Source organism: Streptomyces sp. SAS_281, assembly GCF_052542855.1.
In genome coordinates this window covers 1-15610 of the sequence record NZ_JBMNDO010000155.1, presented here as the reverse complement: position 1 = coordinate 15610, position 15610 = coordinate 1, and the positions used below count along the sequence as shown (strand labels likewise).

Here is a 15610-nt window from a genome sequence, read left to right as displayed (position 1 = left end):
CGGCCGCGGCCGCCCGGCCGGTGTCCTCCTCCTCGGCGGCGTCCATCACCTCGAAGTACCGTTCGGTCGCCGTCGCCGCCTCCTGGCTCATCGCCAGCAGGAAGCCGATCGACTCGACGGGCCAGCGCAGCGCGAGCGCCGTGGAGAGGAACGCGACCAGGGTGCCCGCCGACAGACCGCCGTCGGCGACCTCGATCGTGCCGAACACCAGGGCGGCCCCGATGGCGAGTTCGGGGAGCGTGGTGATGAGGGTCCAGATCCGCGCGAGCAGCCGGGCCTTGCCCAGCTCCGTGGTGCGCAGCTTCCCGGCGAGCACCCGGAAGGCGTCGGACTGGCTGCGGTGGCGGCCGAAGCCCTTGATGATCCGGATGCCGAGCACGCTCTCCTCGACCACGGTGGTCAGATCGCCGACCTGGTCCTGGGCACGGCGCGCGACCGCGGCGTACTTCGCCTCGAACGCCGAGCAGATGATCACGAGCGGGACGACGGGGGCGAGCAGCACCAGGCCGAGCGTCCACTCCTGGAACAGCAGCACCACGAAACCGACGAGGATCGTGGTCGCGTTGACCAGCAGGAAGGTCAGCGGGAAGGCCAGGAACATCCGGACCATCATCAGGTCCGTCGTCCCGCGCGAGAGCAACTGTCCCGAGGGCCAGCGGTCGTGGAAGGCCACGGGCAGCCGCTGGAGGTGCCGGTAGAGGTCCCCGCGCATCGACGCCTCGACCCCGGCCAGCGGACGCGCCACCATCCACCGCCGCACCCCGAACAGCACCGCCTCGGCGATGCCCAGGAGCAGCAGGTACAGCGCGCCGAGCCAGACCCCGCCCGGGTCCGAGTCCGCGACCGGGCCGTCCACGATCCACTTCAGGACGAGCGGGATCACCAGGCCCAGACAGGAGGCGACGACCGCCACCAGGGCGGCCCCGAAGAGCCGTGCCCGTACCGGCTTCACATACGGCCACAGCCGCAGCAGCGAGCGCACGGCCGACCGGTCCTTGGGTTCTACATGTTCCTGGCGCATCAGGGAGGAGCCTACGGTCCGTCCGGATATCGGTCCTGTGTTTTTATCCGGCCCCCGGCACACCGGAGGACGCGCTCCCCGTAGGGGTCGTAGGGGGCATCAACCGATCGGCCGATGCCGGTTCGAGCGCGATGGCCGATACCGGGGCGGGCCCGCCGGGCGGATGCTCGGTGCCATGGCAATCATCGAAGCGAACGGGGTGCGCAAGTCCTACGCCGGCCGCCCCGTGGTCGACGGGGTCTCCTTCTCCGTCGAAGAGGGGGAGATCTTCGGGATTCTCGGCCCCAACGGCGCGGGCAAGACGACCACCGTCGAGTGCGTCGCGGGCCTGCGGGTCCCCGACGCGGGCACCGTCCGGGTCGCCGGGCTCGACCCCGTCGCCGACCGCGAACGGGTGACCGGACTGCTGGGCACCCAGCTCCAGGAGAGCGAACTCCAGACCAAGATCACCGTACGCGAGGCCCTGGACCTGTACAGCGCCTTCTACCCCCGGCCCGCCGACTGGCGCCCGCTCGCCGAACGGCTCGGCCTGAACGACAGGCTGGACACCCGCTTCCACCGGCTCTCCGGCGGACAGAAGCAGCGCCTGTCCATCGCGCTCGCCCTCGTCGGCCGGCCCCGCGTCGTCATCCTCGACGAGCTGACCACCGGCCTCGACCCGCGGGCCAGGCGCGACACCTGGCAGCTGATCCAGGACGTGCGCGACGGCGGCGTCACCGTCGTGCTCGTCACCCACTTCATGGAGGAGGCCCAGCGCCTCTGCGACCGCATCGCCGTCATCGACGGGGGCCGCGTCGTCGCGCTCGACACCCCGGCCGGTCTCGTCGCCGGCGCCGACGGCTCCACCGTCATCTCCTTCACGCCCTCCGAACCGCTGCCCGAGGCCGAACTCGCGGGGCTCCCCGGCGCGGTGTCGTACGAGACCGAGGGCGGCCGGGTCGTCATCAACGGCACCGACGAGACCGTCAACGCCGTGATCTCGCTGCTGGCCCGGCTCCGCGTCACCGCCCACCGCCTGCGCGTCTCCGAGGCCACCCTGGACGACGCCTTCCTCGGGCTCACCGAGCAGCCGGAGCCCACGGAAGACCCCGACCGCACCGGCCCCGCCGACGGGCCCGGCCTCACAGAACGGGCTGCCTGAGATGGCCACCGCACACACCGCCCCCGCCCCCGCCGCCGCGCCCCGCACCGCCGTGCCGGGCGCGACGCTCGCCGTCCTCAAGGCGGAGACCCGGCTCTTCCTGCGCGAACCCGGCAGCCTGTTCTGGATCGTCGTCTTCCCGACCGTGCTCCTGGCGATCCTCGGCCTCGTGCCCTCCTTCCGGGCACACGACGACGGGCTCGGCGGCCGGCGCGTCATCGACCTGTACGTGCCCGTCGCGGTGCTGCTCGCCCTGATCATGTCCGGGCTCCAGGCGATGCCGCCCGTCCTCACCGGCTACCGGGAACGCGGCATCCTGCGCCGGATGTCCACCACACCGGTGCGGCCCTCCGCGCTGCTCGGCGCGCAGATCGCCCTGCACGGCGCGGCCGCGCTCCTCTCCGCCCTGCTGGTCGTCGCCGTGGGCCGGATCGCCTACGGGGTGCGGCTGCCGGACCAGCCGTCCGGCTATCTGCTGGCGCTGCTGCTCGCGGTCGCCTGCGTCCTCGCCATCGGCTCGCTGGTCTGCGCGCTCTCGCGCACGACGAAGATCGCCGCCGCCGCGGGCTCGCTCGTCTACTTCTCCATGATGTTCACGGCGGGCGTCTGGGTCCCCGTCCAGGCCATGCCCGACGCGCTGCGCCGCGTCGTCCAGGCCACCCCCTTCGGCGCCGCCTCCCAGGCCCTGGACCAGGCCGCCCGGGGCGACTGGCCCGCCTGGGCCCACCTCGGCGCGGTCGCCGCCTGGGCGATCGCCGCCGGATGGACCGCGATCCGCACGTTCCGGTGGCAGTAGGGCCTTGGGAGACTCGCCCGTATGAGCGCACACGTCACGACGGCCGAGCAGTGGTGGGGGCGGTTCTTCCGCTACGGCCCCTACGGGCTGCTCGGCCTGGCCGCCGTCGTCTCGGCCGTCTCCCGGGACCTCGTGATGTCCCCGGCCGACGAGCGCGCCGCCGCGGTGCTCCTCCCGGCGGCGCTCGGACTTCAGCTGTGGTGGTCCCGCACCGCGTCCGGCGCCGGACCGAGGCCGAGCGTCTGCTACTTCGGCGCCCGCACCCTGCTCGCCTTCGGGCTCACCTGGTGCAACCCCTTCTTCTCCATCTACGCGGTCTTCGGCTACTTCGACGCCGGCCGGGTCCTTCCGCAACGCGCCTTCCGGCCCGGGCTGCTGGCCGTCGCGGTCATCATGGCGGGCGCGCAGAGCGGCAGCCCCCTGCCGCCCGCCACCCTGATGAACTGGATCGTCTTCGGCGTCGTCCTCGCCGTGCACGCCACCCTCACCATGGTCTTCGCTCAGATCGGCGAGCGGGAGGCCGACCAGGACCGGTCCAGGAACGCGACCATCACCGCCCTGGAGACCGCCAACGCCCGCCTGGAGCAGGCCCTCGCGGAGAACGCCGGGCTGCACGCCCAGCTCCTCGTCCAGGCCCGCGAGGCCGGGGTGGCCGACGAGCGGAGCCGGCTGGCCGCCGAGATCCACGACACCATCGCCCAGGGCCTCACCGGCATCATCGCCCAGCTCCAGGCCGCCACCTCCACCGCCGACACCGACCCGGACCTCGCCCGCGAACACCTCGTCCGGGCCGCCTCCCTCGCCCGGCACAGCCTCGGCGAGGCCCGCCGCTCGGTGCACAACCTGCTGCCGGCGGCCCTCGAACACGACGACCTGCCCGGCGCGCTCCAGAAGACCGTCGCCACCTGGTCCGGTCGCACCGGGGTGCGCGCCGAGTTCACTGTCACCGGCACCGTCGCACCCCTGCACGACGAGGTCGGCGCCACCCTGCTCCGCATAGCCGAGGAGGCCCTGGCCAACGCGGCCCGGCACGCCGACGCGTCCCGGGCCGGGGTCACCCTGTCGTACATGGGCGACGAGATCACGCTCGACGTCCGCGACGACGGCCGGGGCTTCGACCCGGCCGCGCTGCCCCCGTACCGGGGCGCCGGCGGATTCGGCCTCGGCGGCATGCGCTCGCGTGCCGAACGCATCGCGGGCACCGTCGAGGTGGAGACCGGACCGGGCCTCGGCACGGCCGTCAGCGCCCGCGTCCCGCTGGTGCCGCACGCCTGACCCGGTCCCGTACCGTGAGCGCCATGGACCGGGAACCCGCGCGCGTCATCACCCTGATCGTCGTCGACGACCACCCCGTCGTACGGGACGGGCTGCGGGGGATGTTCGCCGCCGCACCGGAGTTCCGGGTGCTCGGCGAGGCGGCCGACGGGGTCGAGGGCGTCGAGATGGCCTTCCGGCTCGACCCCGACGTGGTGCTCATGGACCTGCGCATGCCGGGCGGTGGCGGAGTCGCCGCGATCACCGAGCTGACCCGGCGCGGCGCCCGCTCCAAGGTCCTCGTCCTCACCACGTACGACACCGACTCCGACACCCTCCCCGCGATCGAGGCGGGCGCGACCGGCTACCTCCTCAAGGACGCGCCCCGCGAGGAGCTGTTCACCGCCGTCCGGGCCGCCGCCGAGGGCCGGACCGTCCTGTCACCGGCCGTCGCGTCGCGGCTCGTCTCGGCGGTCCGCGCCCCGGCCGCCCATGGCAACGAGACGCTGTCGGCCCGGGAGCGCGAGGTGCTGGCGCTCGTCGCCCGGGGGACCTCCAACCGGGAGATCGCCGCCGAGCTGTTCATCAGCGAGGCCACCGTGAAGACCCACCTCACCCACCTCTTCGCCAAACTCGGCGTCAAGGACCGGGCCGCCGCCGTGGCCGCCGGCTACGACCGGGGCATCCTCGGCTGACCGCGCGGCTCACTCCCGTACGCGCAGCAGCAGCACCGACCGCTCCGGCACCGTCAGCCGCTCGCCGCCCCGGTGCACCGTGCCCGGGGGCCCGGCCTGGTCCTCCCGAGAGGTGTCCAGGACCAGTTCGTACGCCTGCGCCCACGGCGGACCGGGCAGCAGGAAGTCCGCCGGTTCGTGGCCCGCGTGCAGGACGGCCAGGAAGCTGTCGTCGGTCACCTGCTCACCGCGCGCGTCCCGCCCGGGGATGTCCCGGCCCGAGAGGTAGAGCCCGATCGTCGCGGCGGGCGCGTACCAGTCGGACTCGGTCATCTCCGCGCCCGCGCGCGTGAACCACGCCAGGTCCCGCAGCCCGTCCGGGGCCTGCGGCCGGCCGGAGAAGAACGCCCGGCGGCGCAGCACCGGATGGCGGTGGCGCAGCGCGAGCACCCGCGCGGTCAGCGCGGCCAGCTCCCGCCACTCGGGCCGGTCCAGCAGCGACCAGTCCACCCAGCCGGTCTCGTTGTCCTGGCAGTAGGCGTTGTTGTTGCCGCCCTGCGTACGCCCCATCTCGTCGCCCGCGACCAGCATCGGCACCCCGGTCGACAGGAGCAGCGTGGTGAGCAGGTTGCGCAGCTGGCGGCGGCGCAGCGCGTTGACGCCCGCGTCGTCCGTCTCGCCCTCGGCGCCGCAGTTCCACGCCCGGTTGTCGGAGGTGCCGTCCCGGTTGTCCTCGCCGTTGGCCTCGTTGTGCTTCTCCTGGTAGGTCACCAGGTCGCGCAGGGTGAACCCGTCGTGCGCGGTGACGAAGTTGACCGAGGCGTACGGGCGGCGCCCGCCCCACGCGTACAGGTCGCTCGACCCGGTCAGCCGGTAGCCGAGGTCCCGCACGTCGGGCAGCGCGCCGCGCCAGAAGTCCCGCACGGCGTCCCGGTAGTGGTCGTTCCACTCCGTCCACAGCGGCGGGAACGCGCCCACCTGGTAGCCGCCGTTGCCGACGTCCCAGGGCTCGGCGATGAGCTTGACCCGGCGCAGCACCGGGTCCTGCGCGATCACCGCGAGGAACGGCGAGAGCATGTCCACGTCGTGCATGGAGCGGGCCAGCGCCGCCGCCAGGTCGAAGCGGAAACCGTCCACGCCCATCTCGGTCACCCAGTACCGCAGCGAGTCCGTGATGAGCCGCAGCACGTTCGGCTGGACGACGTGCAGGGTGTTGCCGCAACCGGTGTAGTCCGCGTACCGGCGGGCGTCGCCCTGGAGGCGGTAGTAGCCGCGGTTGTCGATGCCGCGCAGTGACAGCATCGGGCCCAGCTCGCCCGCCTCCGCGGTGTGGTTGTAGACGACGTCGAGGATGACCTCGATGCCCGCGTCGTGCAGCGCGCGCACCATCCGCTTGAACTCGCCGACCTGCCCGCCCGCCGTGCCGCTCGCCGAGTAGCCGGCGTGCGGGGCGAAGTAGCCGATGGAGTTGTAGCCCCAGTAGTTGCGCAGCCCGCGCCGCAGCAGATGGTCCTCGTGCGCGAACTGGTGCACCGGCAGCAGCTCCACCGCGGTCACCCCGAGGTGCTTCAGATGCCCGACCGCCGCCGGGTGGGCGAGCCCCGCGTAGGTGCCGCGCAGCTCCTCGGGGATGCCGGGGTGGCGCTGGGTGAACCCCTTCACGTGCAGTTCGTAGATGACGGAGTCCGCCCACGGCGTCTTCGGCCTGCGGTCGTCGGCCCAGTCGTCGTCGTCGTGGACGACGACCCCCTTCGGGACGTACGGGGCCGAGTCCCGTTCGTCCCGGACGGTGTCCGCGAACCGCTGGTCGGGCCAGTCCCTCACATGGCCGTACACCTCGGCCGGAAGGGTGAATTCGCCGTCCACGGCCCGGGCGTACGGATCGAGCAGCAGCTTCGCCGGGTTCCACCGGGCGCCCGTCCACGGGTCCCACCGGCCGTGCACCCGGTATCCGTACCGCCGGCCCGGCCGCACCCCGGGCACGAAGCCGTGCCAGACCTCGTGGGTCAGCTCGGTCAGGGGGAGCCGGGTCTCCGTGCCGTCCTCGTCGAAGAGGCACAGCTCGACGGCCTCCGCGCCGCCCGCCCAGAGTGCGAAATTGGTGCCCGCCACCCCGTCGGGGCCGGTCCTGAAGCGGGCGCCGAGCGGCATCGGTGCCCCCGGCCACACCGCCGGCGGGCGCCGGCCGGGCGCCGCGGCGGCGACCCGTTCCGCGACCGCCCCGGCCGTCCCCGCGTCCGTCTCCGGTACTGCCTCCTGCTCGGCTGCGCTCGACACCTGCTCGCCTCCCGCGGCTCGTGGGACCGGCACCGTAAGGGGGTGTGCGGCGTCCCGGCCGCGGCTCCCCGAGTGCGGCCGTCCCCTGTGTTCTGCCCACCGGGCGGCCCGCACTCACGTTTCCCACGACCGGCCCCCGTCGTTGGGGGGACATGACTGACGTAGCGAAGAAGGCAGGGACGCGCCCGGTCACCGCTCCGCCCGGGCGGTGCCTGCTCGCCGTACTGGCGCTGCTGGCCGTGCTGACGGGTTGTTCGGGCGCCGGTTCGTTCATCGGCGGGAAGGGGAAGCCGCAGGAGGCCATCCGGGTCGTGCCCGCCGACCGGGCCGAGGACGTCCGGGCGGACAGCCGGGTCGCGGTGGAGGTCCCCGACGGCCGGCTGGAGAGCGTCCGGGTGCGGCGGATCGAGGACGCGCGGGAGCAGGAGGTGCCGGGCCGGATCGCCGAGGACGGCCATTCCTGGGCACCGGTGAAGGGGGCGCGGCTCGGCCTTGCCGCCAAGTACAGCGTCGACGCGGTCGCGGTGGACGGCGGCGGCCACCGCGCGGCCCGGCACACCACCTTCACCACCGCGGTCCCCAAGGACCGGTTCATCGGCTACTTCAAGCCGGAGAACCGCTCGACCGTCGGCACCGGCATGATCGTCTCCTTCGAGTTCAACCGCCCCGTCACCCGGCGCGCGGCGGTGGAGCGGGCGATCCGGGTGACGGCCGATCCGCCGGTGGCCGTGGCGGGGCACTGGTTCGGGAGGAGCCGCCTGGACTTCCGCCCCCAGGAGTACTGGCGGCCCGGCACCGAGGTCACCGTGGACATCGGGCTGGCCGACGTGGAGGGCGCGCCGGGGGTGTACGGCAGCCAGCGCAAGACCGTGCGCTTCACGGTGGGCCGGGAGCAGACCTCCCGGGTGGACGCGGCCGCGCACACGATGGAGGTGCGCCGGGACGGGGAGCTGGTCTCCACGGTCCCGGTCACCGCGGGCTCCGCGACGACCACCACGTACAACGGCAAGATGGTGGTGAGCGAGATGCACGAGGTGACGCGGATGGACGGGCGGACCGTCGGCTTCGGCGGCGAGTACGACATCAAGGACGTGCCGCACGCCATCCGGCTGACCAAGTCCGGCACCTTCCTCCACGGCAACTACTGGTCCGACGAGGACGTCTTCGGCTCCAGCAACGTCAGCCACGGCTGCATCGGGCTCCGTGACGTCCAGGGCGGCAGCGGTTCCACCCCGGCCGGCTGGTTCTTCGACCGCACCCTCGTCGGGGACGTCGTCGAGGTCGTCAACTCGGCCGACAGAACGGTCGCACCGGACAACGGACTCGGCGGCTGGAACCTGGGCTGGACCACCTGGCGGGCGGGCTCCGCGCTCCGCTAGCACCTGTCCGGCGGATCTTCGGCGGCCGCCATGACACCCCCGGGCCGGGCGGCGGAAACCCCGCCGTCACTTGGGACGGAACAGTGACAATTCCGGGGGGATCTGCCCGCAGTCGGTGTGATTATCTCTTTGCTGAGCGCGCATGTGCAGCGCGCGGGGGTGGGAACCCGAGGGTTCCCGGGGCCTTGGCGGGGCCAGGCCGTGTGAGGGGAGACGACCACATTGAACGGGCAGCCGATATCGGGGACATCGGCCGGAACGGGCGGCAGGCGGCGGCTGCGGGGAGCCACCGGTCTGCCGGCCCTGGCGGTGGGTGCGCTGTTGCTTCTGGTGACGGCGTGCGGCGGGGGAGACGGCGGAAGCGCGGACGGCAAGGCGGGCGGGGTCAAGGAACAGGACACCAGCGCCTCGCAGGCCGTGGTGACCGTCGCGCCGAAGGACGGCACCGACGACGTCGCGACGAGCGGCGCGCTGAAGATCAGCGCCGAGCGCGGGAAGCTGACCACGGTCAAGGTCTCGGACGCCAAGGGCGGCGAGGTCGAGGGGAAGATCGCGGCGGACGGCGCGAGCTGGGTGCCCGACCAGCACCTGGCCTCGGCGACCCAGTACAAGGTCCACGCGGTGGCCAAGGACGCCAAGGGCCGTGAGTCCGCCAAGGACACCTCGTTCACCACGCTGGTCCCCAAGAACACCTTCGTCGGGCAGTACACCCCGGAGGACGGCTCGACGGTCGGCGTCGGCATGCCGGTCTCCATCCACTTCACGCGCGGCATCACCGACCCGGAGGCCGTGGAGAAGGCCATCAAGGTGACCGCCGAGCCCGCCGTCCCCGTCGAGGGCCACTGGTTCGGCAACGACCGCCTGGACTTCCGCCCCGAGCAGTACTGGGCCGCCGGCACCAAGGTGACCGTGAAGCTCGACCTCGACGGCGTCGAGGGCCGGCCCGGGGTCTACGGCAAGCAGGCCAAGACCGTCTCGTTCACCATCGGCCGCAGCCAGGTCAGCACCGTGGACGCCAAGTCGCACCGGATGAAGGTCGTCCGCGACGGCAAGCAGATCAAGGACATCCCGATCTCGGCGGGCGCCCCTGCCACCACCACGTACAACGGCCAGATGGTCATCAGCGAGAAGCTGCGGGTGACCCGGATGAACGGCGACACCGTCGGCTTCGGCGGCGAGTACGACATCAAGGACGTGCCGCACGCGATGCGCCTGTCCACCTCGGGCACCTTCATCCACGGCAACTACTGGGGCGGCCCGGGCGTGTTCGGCAGTGCCAACACCAGCCACGGCTGCGTCGGCCTCCAGGACGTGCGCGGCGGCGGCAACTCCTCCATGCCGGCGTCCTGGTTCTTCAACAACTCGCTCATCGGCGACGTCGTCGTCGTGAAGAACTCGCACGACAAGACGATCAGCCCGGACAACGGCCTCAACGGCTGGAACATGAACTGGTCGGAGTGGACCGCGTAGCTCCACGCCCCGAGCACCCCGGCGGGCCCGGCACCGAGATCCACGGTGCCGGGCCCGCCCGCGTCCGCCGTGACGCACGGCACCGCCCCCGGCCCGTGCCGCCCGCGGTTAGCGCCGGTTAACCTGCACCTCATGACCGCAACCCTCGAAGTAAGCGACGGCGTCGGCACCATCCGCCTGGACCGTCCGCCGATGAACGCTCTGGACGTGGCGACCCAGGACCGGCTGCGCGAGCTCGCCGAAGAGGCGTCCCGGCGCGACGACGTGCGCGCCGTGGTGCTCTACGGCGGCGAGAAGGTGTTCGCGGCGGGCGCGGACATCAAGGAGATGCAGGCGATGGACCACGCGGCCATGGTGCTGCGCTCCAAGGCCCTCCAGGACTCCTTCACCGCCGTCGCCCGCATCCCCAAGCCCGTTGTCGCGGCCGTCACCGGCTACGCGCTCGGCGGCGGCTGCGAGCTGGCCCTCTGCGCGGACTTCCGCATCGCCGGGGACAACGCCAAGCTCGGCCAGCCGGAGATCCTGCTCGGCCTCATCCCGGGCGCCGGCGGCACCCAGCGGCTCGCCCGTCTGGTCGGTCCCGCCAAGGCCAAGGACCTCATCTTCACCGGCCGCCACGTCAGGGCGGACGAGGCCCTGACGATGGGGCTCGTGGACCGCGTGGTGCCCGCCGCCGAGGTCTACGAGCAGGCGCACGCGTGGGCGGCCAAGCTGGCGAAGGGGCCCGCGCTGGCGCTGCGCGCGGCCAAGGAGGCCGTCGACGCGGGGCTGGAGACGGACATCGACACGGGCCTCACGATCGAACGGACCTGGTTCGCCGGTCTGTTCGCCACGGAGGACCGGGAACGCGGAATGCGCAGCTTCGTCGAGGAGGGCCCGGGCAAGGCGAAATTCCTCTGACGGAGGACTGGTTGAAGCCCCGACCGAACGCCGGTGGAGAACGCGAACCGACGCGTTCATCCGTGCGGGCGGATTGGCGCGACCTTGAGGGAACCTCGGGAACGACCGCGTTCGGGACGTCGGCGAACCTGGCCTGAGGTGCTATCAGTGCAGGTCAGATGGGCTGTATCCGGCTGCTCAGTGCCTCCGGCATATGCCGGAGGGCCCTCGGGGAACGACTGATTACGGGTCGCGTATTCCCCCGGAACGGCCCCGGAGGGCCCGCTGTGCGGCCATGATGGTGTGCATGGCGGGCCTGGAGGGTGTGGAGCAGCCGCGACCGCGCAGCAGCGCGACAGCGGCACGGAGATTGCCGGCCGTCGAGGACGAACAGGCGTTCAAAGCGCTGGAGTTGTTCGGAAACCCGACGGAGGAAGAAGTCCGGCTGCCCTCCCGCCCGGAGTCGGCGGCCACGGCGCGCCGGCTGACCTCGTGCGTCGTCCTGCACCAGTGGGCGCTCTCCCCGCAGGCCGCCGAGCACGCCGTCCTGCTCGTCTCCGAGCTCGTCGGCAACGCCGTGCGGCACACCGGGGCCCGGGTCTTCGGGCTGCGTATGGTGCGCCGCCGCGGCTGGATCAGGATCGAGGTGCGCGACCCCTCGCGCGGGCTGCCGTGCCTCATGCCGGTCCGCGAGATGGACGTCAGCGGCCGGGGGCTCATGCTCGTGGACAAGCTCTCCGACCGCTGGGGCGTGGACCTCTTACCCCGGGGCAAGACCACCTGGTTCGAGATGCGCATCTCCGACCGCTGACGCCCTCTCCGCGAGCCGCCCCGGGCAGACAGAAGCCCCCGTGTCGGCCGTGGTACGGCGCCTCGGGGGCTTCTGTGGGGGGACCGTGAAATGGGGGGTGTGTTCACGGCCGCTGATGACGACCTGGCCCGGGTCAATGGGGGTCGTGGCATCGACTATGACAGACGGAAGACTCCCCAGCCAAAGCCGCATTCTTCGCTCGATGCCACATATGGGGACATTTCGATGAGGAAACGCAGGTGTGGTGGGTCACGTGCCTGGAAATCGATGAATATTCATGACTTCATGCGCATGATCCATTGATCGTCCACGATGTGGACGGCGTGTGCCGGTTCGCTGCCCCTCCCACGCACCGGCCCGCCCGGCCCGCCCGATAATCTGAGCTCCGTCAGACAGTCATACGAAGGGGCGGAACAGTGGCGGACATCGAGTCGGCGCGCAAGGCGTTCGAGCGGTACGACCTGAACGGCGACGGGCTGATCTCGGCCGCCGAGTACAAGAGCGTCATGGCTCAGCTGGGTGACCCGTACGTCAGCGAGCCGGTCGCGCAGGCCGTGATCAACTCCCACGACGCGAACGGCGACGGGCTCCTCACGTTCGACGAGTTCTGGGCCGCGCAGAACAAGGCCTGATCCGGGACAGGCGCCGGGGCCACCGGTTCCGGCCACCGGAGGCCACCCCGGCCTCCGGCCGGGGGTGCGGGGGCGGCGTGGTGAGAAATGTCCGGAAATCGCTGGCGCCGTCCCGCGCGCCGGCCCCGGCCACCGCCCCGCACGCCCCCGCTCCGGCCCGTCAGGCCGCGAAGTTGCGGGACATCGAATCGCCCCCGTCGATCTCCGTCAGCTCCGGGCGGGTGTAGCGCTCGGCCCGGGCGTGGTAGTCGAAGTCCCCCCGTACGAGCCCCCGGTAGTCGAGGACGCAGCGCTCCAGGGCGATGCGCGTCGGGCCCTCGATTCCCGCCGCCTCGATCTCCTGCACGAGTTCCTTCTCCGCCCGCTGCACGCGGTCGGCGATACGGCCGAGCAGAATTCCGGCCTCGTCCACCGCCTCCTGGAGCGAGCAGCCCCGGTCGCGCTGGAGCAGCCGGACGGCGTTGTGCTCGTATCCGAGCACGGCCTCCTTCTCGAACGAGCAGATGTCGTTGCAGAGGCCGGAATGATCGGCCACCGCATTGCGCAGGGCGATATAGGCGGGCAGGCTCCGGGCGGATTCCGGGAGATCGATTCCGGCGGTGATCTCGTGCAGATCCAGGAACGGCTGCATCGCCACCGAATCACGGCGGTGCTTCACGAAGTCGGCGGTGCTCGGCACATGTCCCGCCGCCCGGTCCACGGCCTCCGCGTAGTACGTCCACAGCCAGGCCGCCGTGTCCCGCCGGAACTGCCGTACCCAGTGCGCCGGGCGGTCCACGCAGGTCCGGGCCACCAGTTCGTCCAGCGCGTGCTCCATGCGGCCGACGGGGGCCCGCGCGCCGTCCAGCACGTCCACCAGACGGCCGATCGCGCTCTCGCACAGCCGGGGGTCGCGTCCGGCCGGGCCGTCGTCGAATTCGTCGTCCACCAGGAAGGCCCAGAAGAGCCACTGGCAGAAGAGGTCCAGATGCTTCTGCGAGGCCCGGGGGAATATCAGGGAGATCCAGAGTTCCGGGCGCGTTCTGATCATTTTCTTCACGGCCACGGGTGACAGGGCGAGCTCACTGGCCTCCGCCCATTCCCAGGCGGCCTTCTTCGTCTTCTCAACTCCCGGATGGCATCCCGCACTTTCGAACGGCATGTGGAATTCTGGAAGCGCGATCTTGCTCATGGTGCACCTCGTCGTGACGATAAGGACAGGGCAGGGGGATGCGCGATGCGGAAACGCGCAGGCGGAATTCGCGGCGACGAGAGGCGGACGCGCGCACGGCCGGCCGGCGGCAGGCCGCGCCGGCACGACGGGAGCGCACGGGGGCCGCGGTCCGGCCGCGACGGCGCCACCCGCCGCGGACCGGAGCGGGTGGAGCGGGCGGTCATGGTCGGACGCCCGGCAGTCCTCTCCGGGCGGCCGTACGCGGCCCGCACGGCCGGAACACGCCAGGGGCGTGCCCGGGAAGGGGTGGCTGGCATGGCTGTCCTCATTCCTCCGCGGACCGGGCGAACGGAGCAGGGCCCAGGGCAGCGCGCAGCCTGACGTGCGCGGCGATCGCGTCACCCCTCGTCACGTCCAGTGAACTCCCCGCGGGCGCGGGAGGGAAGGAGCAGGTGACCGAAAATGTGTGATCGGCGCGAACTCCTGCGCAGTTGTGAGCAGTTGGATTACTCCTGGGGCGTCCGCGCGTCGGACGGCGGCGAGTGCCGCATGGCCGATTCGGTGAGTCGCGCCGGGGAACGCGAAAGGCGGGTCCGCGCACCCGGCACCGGTGCGCGGACCCGCCCTGAGGGGCCGGTCAGTTGTAGCCGAAGCCCGCCGGGAGCGGCGACGGCTCGAACAGCCGGGCGGGTACGGCCTCGGCGAGGGCCCGGTAGCCGGCCGGGTTCAGGTGCAGATGATCACCCACGTCCAGCGAGGCGCGGAGCGCGGTGGGCCGCTGCGGGTCGCGGGCCGCCCGGTCGAAGTCCAGCACCGCGTCGAACCGGCCGCTGGTGCGGATCCAGGTGTTGACCGTACGCCGGGCCTCCTCGCGGTACCCGTCCGGATCGTCGTAGCCGGTGTTGCCGCCGAACGGCGTCAGCGTCGCTCCGTACACCCGGATGCCCTGGGCGTGGGCGCGGGTGATGATCTGGTCGTACGCGGTGATGACGGCCTCGGCCGTGCGCTTCTGGGCCTCCGGGGTGGCGTCCGCCGTGCCGATGTCGTTGACGCCCTCGAAGACGATCAGCCGGTCCGTCCCGCTCTGCGCCAGGACGTCGCGGTCGAGCCGGGCCAGCCCGTTGGGGCCGAGGCCGTCGGCGAGCAGCCGGTTGCCTCCCGCAGCCTGGTTGACCACGGACGTCCGGGCCGTCAGCCGCCGCTGGAGCACGTCCGGCCAGCGGTCGTTGCCGTTGGTCGTGGAGCCCCGGCCGTCCGTCAGCGAGTCCCCGAACACGGCCGTCGCCGATGTGGTGCCCCTGGCCCAGACCTCGACGCCGCTGAGGAGGTACCAGTGGTCGGTGGTCGTCGCGCCGGGCAGGTCCCCGTCCCGTACGTGCTCGCCGTGCAGCAGGTACGAGGTCGTGCGGGAGCCCGGGTGCGAGGTGAGGGCGGTGGACGCCTGCCCGGTCGCCAGGTAGACCGTCGCCGTGAGGTTGGACCCCGGGGCGATCCGGAAGTCCAGCGGGTCGGAGACGGCCTGCGCCCCGGCCGGTACGTCGATGGACGCCGAGCCCCGGAAGGTCACCTTGTGCGAGGTCCCCGGACGGATCGCCCCGGTGCCCGCCTTCCCGTCCAGCGGGAGGGCCACGGAGACCTCGGTGATCGGCAGCACCGCACCGCCGAACGCGTTGGAGAACCGCAGCCGGATGTGGTCGCCGCCCGCCGAGACGTGGACGGTCTGCCGCAGCGTCGTGTCCGTCAGCACGGAGTCGTCGCCGGTGAAGGGGGCCGGGGGCATGTTCGACGGTTCCGTCAGCTGGGGCATCGACGTCCAGGTACTGACCCAGTGGGCGCCGCGTTCCCGGGGACCGGGCGCGCCGCCGGAGTGCGTCTCCCCGGCGCCGAGGGCCGGGGAGACGAGGGCGAGGGTCGCGCAGAGCGCCCCCGCGGTGATCAGGCTGAGGAGCGACGTTCTTCGGTTCATGGCGGTGTTCCCTCTGCGTGGTGGGGTTCTCCATGCACACGTGCGTGCCCCGGCCGGGCATGCGGCAGGCTAGCGCCACCGGAACTTTCGGTCAACGGTTCGAAATATTTCGAAACCAGAGGGTCCGGAACGCGAAGTCGGGGGGGAGGGGGGGAGA

13 protein-coding genes are annotated in these 15610 nt (G+C 72.2%); 9 read left to right on the top strand and 4 right to left on the bottom strand.

Going from position 1 to position 15610, the window contains the following annotated elements; all coding sequences use genetic code 11:
• The coding region (locus ACN6LM_RS34730; protein ID WP_445069364.1) for an ABC transporter ATP-binding protein at nucleotides 1–1021 on the bottom strand (1021 nt) is incomplete at its 3' end.
• A 175-nt stretch (nucleotides 1022–1196) separates the two neighbouring features.
• On the opposite strand from ACN6LM_RS34730, the gene ACN6LM_RS34725 reads away from it, so the two are divergent.
• From ACN6LM_RS34725 to ACN6LM_RS34710, 4 genes are read left to right on the top strand one after another with little or no spacing between them, the layout of a single operon-like run.
• Complete coding sequence (locus ACN6LM_RS34725) at nucleotides 1197–2162, top strand: ABC transporter ATP-binding protein (RefSeq protein ID WP_445069363.1); 966 nt, start codon at nucleotides 1197–1199, stop codon at nucleotides 2160–2162.
• 1 nt (nucleotide 2163) lies between these two features.
• Nucleotides 2164–2958 carry an ABC transporter permease gene (locus tag ACN6LM_RS34720; protein ID WP_445069362.1) on the top strand — a complete coding sequence of 265 codons (795 nt, stop codon included), beginning with the start codon at nucleotides 2164–2166 and terminating at the stop codon, nucleotides 2956–2958.
• A 21-nt stretch (nucleotides 2959–2979) separates the two neighbouring features.
• On the top strand, nucleotides 2980–4233 hold the full coding sequence (locus ACN6LM_RS34715; RefSeq protein ID WP_445069361.1) for a sensor histidine kinase: 1254 nt from the start codon (nucleotides 2980–2982) through the stop codon (nucleotides 4231–4233).
• A gap of 23 nt (nucleotides 4234–4256) precedes the next feature.
• Nucleotides 4257–4907 (top strand): response regulator, encoded by a 651-nt coding sequence (locus tag ACN6LM_RS34710; protein ID WP_445069360.1) that lies wholly within the window; start codon nucleotides 4257–4259, stop codon nucleotides 4905–4907.
• A gap of 9 nt (nucleotides 4908–4916) precedes the next feature.
• On the opposite strand, the gene glgX is transcribed toward ACN6LM_RS34710, so the two are convergent.
• Nucleotides 4917–7163, bottom strand: a complete 2247-nt coding sequence (glgX, locus tag ACN6LM_RS34705; RefSeq protein WP_445069359.1) for a glycogen debranching protein GlgX — start codon at nucleotides 7161–7163, stop codon at nucleotides 4917–4919.
• A gap of 152 nt (nucleotides 7164–7315) precedes the next feature.
• Between glgX and ACN6LM_RS34700 the strand changes: the two genes are divergently transcribed.
• The 5 genes from ACN6LM_RS34700 to ACN6LM_RS34680 all read left to right on the top strand — a co-directional run bounded on the left by ACN6LM_RS34700 (nucleotide 7316) and on the right by ACN6LM_RS34680 (nucleotide 12334).
• Nucleotides 7316–8542: an Ig-like domain-containing protein gene (locus ACN6LM_RS34700; protein WP_445069358.1), complete on the top strand. Its 1227-nt coding sequence runs from the start codon at nucleotides 7316–7318 to the stop codon at nucleotides 8540–8542.
• A gap of 222 nt (nucleotides 8543–8764) precedes the next feature.
• Nucleotides 8765–10012 carry a L,D-transpeptidase gene (locus tag ACN6LM_RS34695; protein ID WP_445069357.1) on the top strand — a complete coding sequence of 416 codons (1248 nt, stop codon included), beginning with the start codon at nucleotides 8765–8767 and terminating at the stop codon, nucleotides 10010–10012.
• 132 nt (nucleotides 10013–10144) lie between these two features.
• Complete coding sequence (locus tag ACN6LM_RS34690; protein ID WP_164398897.1) at nucleotides 10145–10912, top strand: enoyl-CoA hydratase/isomerase family protein; 768 nt, start codon at nucleotides 10145–10147, stop codon at nucleotides 10910–10912.
• Between the two features lie 274 nt (nucleotides 10913–11186).
• The gene (locus tag ACN6LM_RS34685; protein ID WP_425808542.1) at nucleotides 11187–11702 is read left to right on the top strand and encodes an ATP-binding protein; all 516 of its coding nucleotides are present in this window, start codon (nucleotides 11187–11189) and stop codon (nucleotides 11700–11702) included.
• 416 nt (nucleotides 11703–12118) lie between these two features.
• Nucleotides 12119–12334: an EF-hand domain-containing protein gene (locus tag ACN6LM_RS34680; protein ID WP_445069356.1), complete on the top strand. Its 216-nt coding sequence runs from the start codon at nucleotides 12119–12121 to the stop codon at nucleotides 12332–12334.
• A 160-nt stretch (nucleotides 12335–12494) separates the two neighbouring features.
• Here ACN6LM_RS34680 and ACN6LM_RS34675 read toward each other — a convergent pair whose 3' ends face one another.
• Both ACN6LM_RS34675 and ACN6LM_RS34670 read right to left on the bottom strand, forming a co-directional pair.
• Complete coding sequence (locus tag ACN6LM_RS34675; protein WP_445069355.1) at nucleotides 12495–13505, bottom strand: terpene synthase family protein; 1011 nt, start codon at nucleotides 13503–13505, stop codon at nucleotides 12495–12497.
• 619 nt (nucleotides 13506–14124) lie between these two features.
• On the bottom strand, nucleotides 14125–15453 hold the full coding sequence (locus tag ACN6LM_RS34670; protein ID WP_445069354.1) for an SGNH/GDSL hydrolase family protein: 1329 nt from the start codon (nucleotides 15451–15453) through the stop codon (nucleotides 14125–14127).
• Between the last annotated feature and the right edge of the window lie 157 nt (nucleotides 15454–15610).